Origin of the sequence: Streptomyces thermolilacinus SPC6 (genome assembly GCF_000478605.2) — a bacterium.
Lineage (GTDB): Bacteria > Actinomycetota > Actinomycetes > Streptomycetales > Streptomycetaceae > Streptomyces > Streptomyces thermolilacinus.
In genome coordinates this window covers 5,033,424-5,046,184 of sequence record NZ_ASHX02000001.1, presented here as the reverse complement: position 1 = coordinate 5,046,184, position 12,761 = coordinate 5,033,424, and the positions used below count along the sequence as shown (strand labels likewise).

Here is a 12,761-nt window from a genome sequence, read left to right as displayed (position 1 = left end):
GCCCCACCGCCCTCCCCCGTGCCCTCCGGCCGTCAGTGCGCGGCGGACTCCCAGTCGGGGCCGACGCCCACGGACACGTCCAGCGGCGCCCGCAGCTCGACCGCCGACGCCATCTCGCGGCGCACGATCTCCTCGACCCGCTCCCGCTCCCCCGGCGCGAGCTCCAGCACGATCTCGTCGTGCACCTGGAGCAGCATCCGCGACGACAGCCCGGCCTCGGTCAGCGCCCGGTCCACGTTGAGCATGGCGACCTTCACGATGTCGGCGGCCGTGCCCTGGATCGGGGCGTTGAGCGCCATCCGCTCGGCCATCTCGCGGCGCTGCCGGTTGTCGCTGTTCAGGTCGGGCAGGTAGCGACGGCGGCCGAGCATCGTCTCCGTGTACCCGGTGGCGCGGGCCTCGTCCACGACCCGGCGCAGATAGTCCCGCACACCGCCGAACCGCTCGAAGTACGTGTCCATCAGGGCGCGCGCCTCGGCCGCCTCGATGTTCAGCTGCTGCGACAGGCCGAACGCGGACAGCCCGTACGCCAGCCCGTACGACATCGCCTTGATCTTGCGGCGCATCTCGGCGTCCACCGCAGACTTGTCCACGCCGAACACCTGGGACGCGACCGTCGTGTGCAGGTCCTCGCCGGAGGTGAACGCCTCGATGAGACCCTCGTCCTCCGACAGGTGCGCCATGACGCGCAGCTCGATCTGGCTGTAGTCGGCGGTCATCAGGGCGTCGAAGCCCTCACCGACGACGAAGCCCCGGCGGATGGCGCGGCCCTCGTCCGTGCGGACCGGGATGTTCTGGAGGTTCGGGTCCGTGGACGACAGGCGGCCCGTCGCGGCGACCGTCTGGTTGAACGTCGTGTGGATCCGGCCGTCTCCGGCGACCGTCTTGATCAGGCCCTCCACCGTGACACGGAGCTTGGCCTGCTCCCGGTGGCGCAGCATGATCACGGGCAGCTCGTGCTCGGTCTGCGCGGCCAGCCACGCCAGCGCGTCCGCGTCCGTCGTGTACCCGGTCTTCGTCTTCTTCGTCTTCGGCAGGTTCAGCTCACCGAACAGCACCTCCTGGAGCTGCTTGGGCGACCCGAGGTTGAACTCGTGGCCGACCGAGGCGTGCGCCTCCTTCACGGCCTGCTGCACCGCCCCGGCGAACTGCTGCTCCATCGCCTCCAGGTGCGGCCGGTCCGCGGCGATGCCGTGCCGCTCCATCCGGGCGAGCAGCTCGGACGTCGGCAGCTCCACCTCGTGCAGCAGCCGTGTCGCGCCGACCTCCTCCAGGCGCGCCGTGAACGCCTCGCCCAGGTCGAGGACCGCGCGGGCCTGCGTCATCAGCGCGTCGGCCTCCGCCGTGTCGTCCGCGCCGAACGCCAGCTGCCCGTCGGCGGCGGACGGCGGGGCCAGCTCCCGGCCCAGGTACTCGACGGCCAGGGCGTCCAGCGCGAAGGAGCGGCGGCCCGGCTTCACCAGGTACGCGGCGAGCGCCGTGTCCATGGTGACCCCGGCGACACTCCAGCCGTGCTCGGGGAGGACCCGCATGGCGGCCTTCGCGTTGTGCAGGACCTTCGGCCGGGCCGGGTCCGCGATCCACGCGGCGAACGCCCGCTCGTCGGCCTCGTCCAGCTGCGACGGGTCGAACCAGCACGCCGCGCCGTCCGCCGCCGCCAGAGCCACCTCGGCGACGCTGCCGACACCCAGCGCCCAGCTGTCCACCGTCGCCATGCCCAGCGGCCCCGCCCCGTGCCGCTCGAGCCAAGGCGCCAGCTCACCCGCGCCCAGCACCGCGCCGTCCAGCTCCACCCCGGCAGCCGGGGCGGGCGCCTCCTCCTCGACCGCGCCCGGGTCCACGGCCAGCAGCCGCTCGCGCAGGCTCGGGTTACGGATCTCCAGGACCTCCAGGAAGCCCTTCAGCGCCGCCCGGTCGTACGGGGCGCGCTCCAGCTCCGCGACCGCCTTCGGCAGCTCCACGTCCCGCACCAGCTCCGTCAGGTGCCGGTTCAGCTTCACCGACTCCAGGTGGTCGCGCAGCGCCTGCCCGACCTTGCCCTTCACCTCGTCGGCCCGCTCCACCAGCTCCTGGAACGAACCGAACTGGTTGATCCACTTCGTGGCCGTCTTCTCACCGACCCCGGGAATGCCCGGCAGGTTGTCCGACGGGTCGCCGCGCAGCGCCGCGAAGTCCGGGTACTGGCTCGGCGACAGCCCGTACTTCTCCCGCACCTTCTCCGGCGTGAACCGCGTCAGCTCCGAGACGCCCTTCGTCGGGTACAGCACCGTCACATGGTCCGACACCAGCTGGAACGAGTCCCGGTCGCCCGTGACGATCAGCACCTCGAACCCGGCCGCCTCCGCCTGCGTGGCCAGCGTCGCGATGATGTCGTCCGCCTCGAAGCCCTCCACGGCGAACCGGACCGCGTTCATCGTGTCCAGCAGCTCGCCGATCAGCTCCACCTGCCCCTTGAACTCGTCGGGCGTCGCCGAACGGTTCGCCTTGTACTCCGGGAAGTCCTGGGAGCGCCACGTCTTGCGGGACACGTCGAACGCCACCGCGAAATGCGTCGGCGCCTCGTCACGCAGCGTGTTCGCCAACATCGACGCGAAGCCGTACACGGCATTGGTCGTCTGCCCGCTCGATGTCGTGAAATTCTCCGCGGGCAGCGCGAAGAACGCCCGGTACGCCAGAGAGTGCCCGTCCATGAGGAGCAGGCGCGGACGGTCTTGTGCGGTCTTCTTCGATGCTGTCTCAGCCACGCACACGATCCTGCCACGCCCCACTGACAACCACGGACGGCCCTCACATCCCGCCGCCCCCTCATGACAGGATCGGAAGGGAACACGTGGACACACGTACGGCGAGACGAGGGAGTGCGCCATGGCCATCAAACCGCCCGCGGGGGACCCCGTCCAGGACGCCCCCGAGGTGTCGGCCGCACAGCACTCCGCCGCCGGCCTGCCCGGCGTCGTCCACGGCCTGCGCGCCTCCCACGCCCAGATGGGCGTGGCCCGCACCGCCCGCACCCTCCTCAAGGTCAACCAGAAGGACGGCTTCGACTGCCCCGGCTGCGCCTGGCCCGAAGGCGACAAACGGCACCTCGCCGAATTCTGCGAGAACGGCGCCAAAGCCGTCGCCGAAGAGGCCACGCTGCGCCGCGTCACCCCCGAGTTCTTCGCCGCCCACCCGCTGTCCGACCTCGCCACCCGCAGCGGATACTGGCTCGGCCAGCAGGGCCGCATCACCCACCCCGTGTACCTCCCCGAAGGCGGCGACCGGTACGAGCCGATCACCTGGGAACGGGCCTTCGCGATCATCGCCGAGGAACTCACCGCGCTCGACTCCCCCGACGAGGCGCTGTTCTACACCTCCGGCCGCACCAGCAACGAGGCGGCGTTCCTCCTCCAGCTCTTCGCGCGCGAATACGGCACGAACAACCTGCCCGACTGCTCCAACATGTGCCACGAGTCGTCCGGCTCCGCCCTCACCGAAACCCTCGGCGTCGGCAAGGGCAGCGTCTCCCTCGACGACCTCCACCAGGCCGACCTGATCATCGTCGCCGGACAGAACCCGGGCACCAACCACCCCCGCATGCTCAGCGCGCTGGAGAAGGCCAAGGCGGCCGGCGCCCGCATCATCTCCGTCAACCCGCTGCCCGAAGCCGGACTGGAACGGTTCAAGAATCCGCAGACCCCCAAGGGCCTGCTGAAGGGCGCCGCCCTCACCGACCTGTTCCTCCAGATCCGCATCGGCGGCGACCAGGCCCTCTTCCGCCTCCTCAACAAGCTGATCCTCGACACCGACGGCGCCGTCGACGAGGAGTTCGTGCGCACCCACACCCACGGCTTCGAGGAGTTCGCCGCCACCGCCCGCGCCGCCGACTGGGACGAGACGCTCACCGCGACCGGCCTCACCCGCGACGAGATCGAACGCGCCCTGCGCATGATCCTCGCCTCGCGCCGCACCATCGTCTGCTGGGCCATGGGCCTCACCCAGCACAAGCACTCCGTCCCCACCATCCGCGAGGTCGTCAACCTCCTCCTGCTGCGCGGCGCCATCGGCCGCCCCGGCGCCGGCGTCTGCCCCGTCCGCGGCCACTCCAACGTCCAGGGCGACCGCACCATGGGCATCTTCGAACGCCCCTCCGACGCGTTCCTCGACGCCCTCGACAAGGAATTCGGCATCACCTCGCCCCGCCACCACGGCTACGACGTGGTCCGCTCCATCCAGGCACTGCGCGACGGCAAGGCGAAGGTCTTCTTCGCCATGGGCGGCAACTTCGTCGCCGCCACCCCCGACACCCACGTCACCGAAGCCGCCATGCGCCGCGCACGCCTCACCGTCCACGTCTCCACCAAGCTCAACCGCTCCCACGCCGTCACCGGCACCCGCGCGCTGATCCTCCCCACCCTCGGCCGCACCGACCGCGACATCCAGGCGTCCGGCCGCCAGTTCGTCACCGTCGAGGACTCCATGGGCCTCGTCCACGCCTCCCGCGGCAACCTGCCCCCCGCAAGCCCCCACCTGCTGTCCGAACCCGCCATCGTCGCCCGCATGGCCCGCGCCGTCCTCGGCCCCGCCTCCACCACCCCCTGGGAGCGGTTCGAGAACGACTACGCCACCATCCGCGACCGCATCGCGCGCGTAGTGCCCGGCTTCGAGGACTTCAACGCCCGCCTCGCCGCCAACCCCGGCGGATTCGCCCTCCCCCACGCCCCCCGCGACGAACGACGCTTCCCCACCGCCACCGGCAAGGCCAACTTCACCGCCGCCCCCGTCGAATACCCCCGGGTCCCCGAAGGCCGCCTGCTCCTGCAGACCCTGCGCTCCCACGACCAGTACAACACCACCGTCTACGGCCTCGACGACCGCTACCGCGGCATCAAGGGCGGCCGCCGCGTCGTCCTCGTCCACCCCGACGACGCCCGTGCACACGGCCTCGCCGACGGCTCGTACGCCGACCTCGTCAGCGAATGGACCGACGGCGTCGAACGCCGCGCCCCCCGCTTCCGCGTCGTCCACTACCCCACCGCCCGGGGCTGCGCCGCCGCCTACTACCCCGAGACGAACGTCCTGGTCCCCCTCGACGCCACCGCCGACGTCAGCAACACCCCCGCCAGCAAGTCCGTCATCGTCCGTCTGGAACAATCACCGGCCGACTGAGCGTTCGCTCAGCAGCAGCACCACCGGCAGCAGCAGGACAGCCGTACGACGACGAACGGAGTTCCGGCCCCATGGGCGAGCAGACCGCAACCAAGTTCCCGCAAGAGGTCATCGACGAGTACGCCGCACTCGGCGTGGACCTGCCCGCCCTCTTCTCCGCCGGCCACCTCGGCAACCGCATGGGCCTGCAGATCCTCGAAGCCGCCGCCGACCGCGTCGTCGGCACGCTCCCCGTCGAAGGCAACACCCAGCCCTACGGCCTCCTCCACGGCGGCGCCTCCGCCGTACTCGCCGAAACCCTCGGCTCCGTCGGCGCCATGCTCCACGGCGGCTCCAAGAAGATCGCGGTCGGCGTCGACCTCAACTGCACCCACCACCGCGGCGTACGCTCCGGCCTCATCACCGGCACCGCCACCCCCGTCCACCGCGGCCGCTCCACCGCCACCTACGAAATCGTCATCACCGACGAGCAGGACAAGCGCGTCTGCACCGCACGCCTCACCTGCATGCTCCGCGACGCCACCCCCACCGACGCCGCGAACATCCCCGCCACCTCCTGACACACGAGAGAGCGCCGGGCCCCCACCACGGGAACCCGGCGCCCTCCAGCCGTGCACAGGCCGACGATCAGGCCGCGCCCTCACCGAGGTACGCCGCCCGGATCCGCCCGTCCGCCAGCAGCTCCTGGGCAGGACCGGACATCGCCACCGAGCCCGTCTCCAGGACATAGCCCCGGTTCGCCAGGCCCAGCGCCTGCGTGGCGTTCTGCTCCACCAGCAGCACCGTCGTGCCCTGCTCGTTGATCTCCTTGATGATCTCGAAGATCTGCTCCACGATCAGCGGCGCCAGCCCCATCGACGGCTCGTCCAGCAACAGCAGCTCCGGCCGGCCCATCAGCGCACGACCGATCGCCAGCATCTGCTGCTCACCGCCCGACAGCGTGCCCGCCTGCTGCGAACGCCGCTCCGCGAGACGCGGGAACAGGGTGAACACCCGGTCAAGGTCACCGGAATCCACCGACGCGAACTTGTAGGCGCCCATCTCCAGGTTCTCCAGCACCGTCATCGTCGCGAAGACCCGCCGGCCCTCGGGCACATGCCCGATGCCGAACCGGACCAGCTCGTGCGACTTGATGCCGTCGATCCGCTCGCCCCGCAACAGCACCTCGCCGTAGCGCGGCTGGAGCATCCCGGACACCGTACGCAGCGTCGTCGTCTTCCCCGCGCCGTTACCGCCGAGCAGCGCGACGATCTCCCCCTTGCCGACCGTCAGGTCGATGCCCTTCAGCGCCTCGATGGCGCCGTAGAACACCCGCATGCCCTTCAGTTCGAGCAGCGGGACGTCCGGGGTCCCGGCGTCGCCGGAGCCCTTCCGCAGCTGTGCCGTCGTGCTCACTGGCCGCTCTCCTCGTCGTTCCGCGCCGCACGGCCGGCGCCGCCCGACCCCTTGGCACCTTTGGGCACGTCCGCCTCACCGTCGGCGCCCGCGCCGGACTCGCCCGCGCGGGATTCCTCCGCCTCGGATTCCTCCGCCTCGGATTCCTCCGCGCCGGTTCCGTCCCCGTCGGTCTCGTCCGTACGGGACGGCTCGTCCGCGTCCGCGCCGGTGCCGTCCGCTTCGGATTCGCCCGTACGGGACGGCTCCTCGGCCTCCGTAGCGGCGGACGCCTCGGTGTCGCCCTCGCCGGACGGCCCCTCGGTCTCACCCGACCCCGCTTCGGCACCCGCCTCCGCCGCGTCCTCGACCGCGTGCCGGACCGCCTCCGCGTCCTCCGCCGACGTACCCAGGTACGCCTCGATGACCGCCGGATGCTGCTGCACCTCACTCGGCGTACCCTCGGCGATCTTCTTGCCGAAGTTCAGCACCATCACCCGGTCCGCGACCGACATCACCAGACGCATGTCGTGCTCGATCAGCAGCACGCTCACACCCAGCTCCGAGTTGATCCGCCGGATCAGCTGCTCCAGCTCCAGCTTCTCCGTCGGGTTCGTCCCCGCCGCCGGTTCGTCCAGCAACAGCACCTGCGGGTCCGTCGCCAGCGCCCGCGCGATCTCCAGGCTCCGCTGATCGCCATAGCTCAGGCTGCCGGCGATCTCGTTGAGCTTGTCCTCCAGGCCCACGAACCTCAGCAGCCGATGCGCCCGCTCGTCGCTCTCCCGCTCCGCACGCCGCGCACTCGGCAGACCCAGCATGATCGACACCGGACCGGCCTTCAGCCGCGTCTCCGCCGCGATCTTCACGTTCTCCAGCGCCGTCAGCGCCGAGAACAACCGGATGTTCTGGAACGTACGCGCCACCCCGGCCCGGTTCACCAGATGCGGCTTGCTCCCCAGCAGGGACTTCTCACCCCCGCCCTTCGGCAGGAACGCGATCTTCCCCTCCTGCGGCGTGTACGCACCCGTCAGCGAGTTGAAGAACGACGTCTTCCCCGCACCGTTCGGGCCGATCACCGCGAGCACCTCGCCCCGGCGCATCGACATGTTCACCTTGTCGAGAACCGTCAACCCGCCGAACCGCAGCGTCACATCAGTCACCCGGAGCACCAGCTCCTCGGTGGCCGCACTCGTCACATCAGTGCTCATCAGGCCTTGCCTCCCGCCGGCTCGGACATCGCGTCCGCGTCACCGAGGCCCTCCTCCGCCATCTTCAGCTCACGCTGACGACGACGCGAAGGCCAGATGCCCTGAGGCCGGTAAATCATCATGATCACAAGCAGCGCACCCAGGTACAGATACCGGTCCGACGGGTCCACATAGTCCTTCAGCGCCTCCGGCAGCCACACCAGCGCGGCAGCACCCAGCAGCACACCCGGGATCGAACCCATCCCACCGAAGATCACATACGCCAGGATCAGAATCGACTGGAGCAGCGGGAACACCTCGGGATTGATGTAGCCGTACTTACTGGTGAAGATCACCCCGGCCACACCCGACGTCGAAGCGCCGATCGCGAACGCCATCAGCTTGAACCGCACCGTGTCCACACCATTCGCGGCCGCCGCGATCTCGTCCTCACGGATCGCCGTCCACGCCCGGCCCACCCGCGAGTGCTCCAGCCGCGAGAACAGCACGATCACCAGCACGATGAAGAACACCAGCAGATACCAGTACGGCAGCGGATCGATCGACCACTTGTACTCGATACCGGCGAAATCGAACGAGAAGTCCGGAATCAGCCGCGCACCCTGCGGACCACCCGTCAGCCCGTCCGCGTTCTTCGCCACCAGATAGATGATCTCGTGGAAGCCCAGCGTCACGATCGCCAGATAGTCACCCCGCAACCGCAGCGTCGGCGCACCCAGCAGCACACCCGTGATCAGACACGTCACCACCGCGATCGGGATCACCCAGAAAGGATTCAGCTCCACCGGCGGCGCGATCGGCAGACGCCCCGTCCAGAAGGCCGTCGAATAGGCACCCACCGCGAAGAACGCGAAGAACCCCAAATCCAGCAGACCGGCCCAGCCGATCACCACATTCAGACCGATCGCCAGCAACGCGAAGATCGCGATCTGGTCCACCAGCACCGTCTGCCACATCCGCGGCAACGTCGAAGGCACCACCAGAGCCAGCACCAACGCCAGCCCGATCAGCCCCCAGCGCAACCGCGCATCCGCCTGCACCCGGTCACGGACCGCACCACCAGGACCCGCCACAGCCGACTTCGCCAGCTCCACCGCGCCCTTGATCGGCGACGCCGCGAACTCGCGCAACGCCCACACACCCACGGTCAACGCCAGGCACACCCACAGGTTCGCCCCCGTCAACGACCCCTTGATCGAGAAGAAGATGTCCCGCGTCGTGCCCTGCTCACCCGTCACCAACGCCAGCAGCACACCCAGCGCCAGCATCGCCCACAACCGCGTGAACCGAGGCTGCTGATACCAGGCCGTACGACGCAGCCTGCTCGCCGCGGACGCCACATCCTTCATGGAAGACTCCACCGCGCTCATGCCGCCCTCCCCACTTGCTTACCGAGGATGCCCATCGGACGGAACATCAGCACCAGAATCAGAACCACCATCGCGGACACACTCCGCCACTCGTCACCGAGCAACGGCACCGTCATCGTCTCCACGACACCGATCAGCACACCACCCGCCATCGCACCACGGATGTTGCCGATACCACCCACCACAGCCGCCGCGAACGCCGTGATACCCGGAATGAAGCCCATCGTGTACGACACCTGGTTCAAGTTCGCGAACAAGAACCCGGCCACACCACCGAGCACACCACCGATCACAAACGTCCGGGAGATCACCCGGTCGATGTCCACACCCATCAGCGACGCCACCTCGGCGTCCTGCGCCACCGCCCGAATACCCTTGCCGAGCTTCGTCCGGTTCACCACCAGGTCGAGACCGACCATCATCACCACGGCCGTGAGGAACTGAAGCATCTGCGTGATGTTCACACCCGCACCGAAAACGCTGAACACATCACGGTTCTCGTACATGTCCGGCAGCGTCAACGGGTCACGCCCGAACAGCTTCCCCGCCAGGTTGTACAGGAAGAACGACGCACCGATCGCCGTGATAAGGAAGATCAGCCGAGGAGCGCCCCGCCGGCGCAACGGCCGGTACGCCACCTTCTCCAACCCGTACGCCGTCACACCACCGAACAAGGCCGAACCGGCCATGGCCATGGCGACGAACCCGATCGACGCCAGCGCCGAAGGGCTGTCACCCGGGTCGAGAAGCTGAAGAACGATGAGGCTGCCGTACGCGCCCAGCATGAACACCTCGCTGTGCGCGAAGTTGATCAACTGGAGAACGCCGTACACCAGCGTGTAACCAATGGCGATGACGGCATACAACGAGCCGAGCATCACACCTAGGACGAGATAGTCCCAGAATTCCTGAAGGGACATGGAAGAGACTTCCTTGTGGGAACCGGGCGGAACCGGGCGCTCATAGCGCTACTGCGGCCCGCGGCGGAACAAGCGGATCGAACAAGGAGGGGAACCACCCAGGGCGCCCCGATACCAGACGGGGGCCGGAAGACCAGCGCCTCCCGACCCCCGATCACCTGGCCTTCAGCCGCGGACTCAGCCGGCCAGCTGGTTGATGTTGCCCTGGTAGGCGATCTTGCCGTCCTTCACCTGGTACAGGTACACGTCCGTACCCTTGAACTCACCGTTCTCGTCGAACGAGAACGTCTTCGTCAGACCCTTGTAGGTGGCCTTCTTCAGGGCGTCCCGCAGACCCTCGCGGTCCACCTTGCCCTTGGCCGCCTTGATCTGCTCGATGATCATGTTGGTGATGTCGTACGACTCCGCCGAGTACGTACCCGGCGCCCGGTTGAACGCCTTCTGGTAGTCGGCGGCGAACTGCTTCGTACCCGCCTCCACCGTCGCGTCCGTGCACGGGCACGTCAGGAACCAGCCCTCCGACGCGGCACCCGCCAGCTCGATGAACTTCCCGTCATTCGTACCGTCACCGGAGATGGCCGCGCCCTTGTAGCCGGCCTCCTTCAGCTTCTTCGCGAACGGCGCCGCATCCTGGTAGTAACCCGCGTAGATCAGCGCATCGGCCTTCGAGTTGACGACATCCTTCGCCGTCGCGCTGTAGTCCGGCGTCTTCTGCGGAACCGACTTGCGCACGACCTCGATGCCCGCGGCCTTCAGACCCTTCTCCGCGACACCCGCCAGACCCGCGCCGTAGTCCGTCTTGTCATCGATCAGGTAGACCTTCTTCGCCTTCAGCTTCTTGGCGTAGTAGGTCGCCATACCGGCACCCTGCATGCTGTCGTTCGGCACACCGCGCAGCAGGCTCGTGAAGTTGTTCTTCGGGTCCGTCAGGGTCGGGTTCGTCGCCGAAGGCGACACCGTCACCAGACCAGCCTCCGCGTACAGCGGCGAAGCCGTGTTCGTCGCACCAGAGAACGCCGGACCCACCACCGCGACAACGCTCTCGTCGTCGATGACCTTCTGCGCAGCCGCCGTCGCCTTGTCCGGCAGACCCTGGTCGTCCGACGCCACGTACTCCAGCTTGAAGCCCAGATCACCCTTGGCGTTCGCCTGGTCGATCGCCAGCTTCACACCGTTCTGCTCGTTCTCGCCCAGAGCCACGTTGTCACCCGACAGCGGCCCCTGGAACGCGATCTTGATCGTGTCGCCATCAGCACCCGAGTCGCCGCAACCGGTCAACGCAAGAGCACCGACAACCAGCGGAACCGCCAGCCTGACGATGGATTTGTTCAGCACAACGCACTCCCTGGAGCCGCCCGAACGATCTTGTGTAGGCAGGAAGTTCGAACAACTTCCCCACATGACACCGCCAGTCCGTGCGGTGTGCGGGGAATGTAATCGTCTGTTCGGGTCGTCGGATAGGTGACCGAGCGATGTGTGATCGCCCTGTGACCTGGGTCATGCGCCGGAAACAGAACACTCCTTACCGCCCAGCGGACAACCCACCGACACACACACGATCTTCACAAGCACCCCCGACACCCCCAAACCCACCCCCGCCCCCACCACGCCCCCCACACATTTGCCCACGCCCCCACACACAACAAAGCCCCCGACCCGACATCCAGCCCCCTGTCAGGAGACCGAACACCGAGCCGAGGGCACACCCCACAACCACACAAACCGCACACGACCCACACGCCGCGCCCGCGACGCTGGCCACAGCCCCCTAAAGGGCCCCGATCACTGACCCTTCGCGGCCTTCTTCTCCTCGGCGTCCTCGATGACCGCCTCGGCCACCTGCTGCATCGACATCCGCCGGTCCATCGACGTCTTCTGAATCCACCGGAACGCCGCCGGCTCCGACAATCCGTACTGGGTCTGCAGCACACTCTTCGCCCGGTCCACCAGCTTCCGCGTCTCCAGACGCTGCGCGAGGTCCGCGACCTCCTTCTCCAACGCCCGCAGCTCCGCGAACCGCGACACCGCCATCTCGATCGCCGGAACCACATCACTCTTGCTGAACGGCTTCACCAGATACGCCATCGCACCCGCGTCCCGCGCCCGCTCCACCAGCTCACGCTGCGAGAACGCGGTCAGCATCAGCACCGGGGCGATCGACTCACCGGCGATCTGCTCCGCGGCGGAGATCCCGTCGAGAACGGGCATCTTCACGTCCAGGATCACCAGGTCGGGCCGGTGCTCACGGGCCAGCTCGACGGCCCGGCGGCCATCGCCCGCCTCACCGACGACGGTGTACCCCTCCTCCTCGAGCATCTCCTTGAGGTCGAGGCGGATGAGAGCCTCGTCCTCGGCGATGACGACGCGGGTCGTCAGCGGCGGGACGTGCGACTGGGCGTCGTCGGCGACAGGCTGGGGCGACTCGGGCGCGGTCACGGAGGCTCCTCGTTGGGTGCAGATACAGCTCCCCATGAGCCTACCTAGCTCCTGTAAGGTAGGAATCACAAGGGTCCCTCGTGACCTTCGTTTCGAAGGATGCCCCGGTAGCCCAGCGGTAGAGGCAATGGTCTCAAACACCATCCAGCGTGGGTTCGAATCCCACCCGGGGTACTTTTCCAAAGGTTCCATGGTCACGAATTTGAGTGGCACTGGTCGCCCGATGGCACTAAATTCGGCGTTCTCCCGCCCCCATGGAAAGCCGCACACCCAGTTTCGGTCGCATGTACGACATGCGGTCGCGT

9 protein-coding genes and 1 tRNA gene are annotated in these 12,761 nt (G+C 68.2%); 3 read left to right on the top strand and 7 right to left on the bottom strand.

The features are described 5' to 3' along the window. Nucleotides 1–32 precede the first annotated feature (32 nt). Entirely contained in the window at nt 33–2,744 is a 2,712-nt protein-coding gene (polA, locus tag J116_RS21805) for a DNA polymerase I (RefSeq protein ID WP_023589206.1), read from the bottom strand. A 121-nt stretch (nt 2,745–2,865) separates the two neighbouring features. Here polA and J116_RS21800 point away from each other — a divergent pair, with 121 nt between their 5' ends. Next, nucleotides 2,866–5,148, top strand: coding sequence for an FdhF/YdeP family oxidoreductase (locus J116_RS21800; protein WP_023589205.1), 2,283 nt, complete (start codon nt 2,866–2,868; stop codon nt 5,146–5,148). A gap of 71 nt (nt 5,149–5,219) precedes the next feature. Continuing rightward, the gene (locus tag J116_RS21795) at nt 5,220–5,708 is read left to right on the top strand and encodes a PaaI family thioesterase (protein ID WP_023589204.1); all 489 of its coding nucleotides are present in this window, start codon (nt 5,220–5,222) and stop codon (nt 5,706–5,708) included. A gap of 67 nt (nt 5,709–5,775) precedes the next feature. Here J116_RS21795 and J116_RS21790 read toward each other — a convergent pair whose 3' ends face one another. The 6 genes from J116_RS21790 to J116_RS21765 all read right to left on the bottom strand — a co-directional run bounded on the left by J116_RS21790 (nt 5,776) and on the right by J116_RS21765 (nt 12,456). Beyond that, nucleotides 5,776–6,465 (bottom strand): ABC transporter ATP-binding protein, encoded by a 690-nt coding sequence (locus tag J116_RS21790; RefSeq protein ID WP_099048254.1) that lies wholly within the window; start codon nt 6,463–6,465, stop codon nt 5,776–5,778. Nucleotides 6,466–6,539: 74 nt separating this feature from the next. Then, the gene (locus tag J116_RS31290; RefSeq protein WP_023589202.1) at nt 6,540–7,730 is read right to left on the bottom strand and encodes an ABC transporter ATP-binding protein; all 1,191 of its coding nucleotides are present in this window, start codon (nt 7,728–7,730) and stop codon (nt 6,540–6,542) included. After that, the gene (locus J116_RS21780; RefSeq protein WP_023589201.1) at nt 7,730–9,100 is read right to left on the bottom strand and encodes a branched-chain amino acid ABC transporter permease; all 1,371 of its coding nucleotides are present in this window, start codon (nt 9,098–9,100) and stop codon (nt 7,730–7,732) included. Before J116_RS21780 ends, J116_RS31290 begins: the two co-directional genes overlap by 1 nt. Further along, a complete protein-coding gene (locus tag J116_RS21775; protein ID WP_023589200.1) occupies nt 9,097–10,020 on the bottom strand; it encodes a branched-chain amino acid ABC transporter permease in 924 nt (307 codons plus the stop codon). The genes J116_RS21780 and J116_RS21775 overlap by 4 nt, the downstream gene beginning before the upstream one ends. Before the next feature lie 177 nt (nt 10,021–10,197). Then, a complete protein-coding gene (locus J116_RS21770; protein ID WP_023589199.1) occupies nt 10,198–11,355 on the bottom strand; it encodes a branched-chain amino acid ABC transporter substrate-binding protein in 1,158 nt (385 codons plus the stop codon). Between the two features lie 447 nt (nt 11,356–11,802). After that, nucleotides 11,803–12,456 carry an ANTAR domain-containing response regulator gene (locus tag J116_RS21765; protein WP_023589198.1) on the bottom strand — a complete coding sequence of 218 codons (654 nt, stop codon included), beginning with the start codon at nt 12,454–12,456 and terminating at the stop codon, nt 11,803–11,805. A 101-nt stretch (nt 12,457–12,557) separates the two neighbouring features. On the opposite strand from J116_RS21765, the gene J116_RS21760 reads away from it, so the two are divergent. Further along, a tRNA-Leu gene (locus tag J116_RS21760) sits at nt 12,558–12,630 on the top strand. Nucleotides 12,631–12,761: the final 131 nt, after the last annotated feature.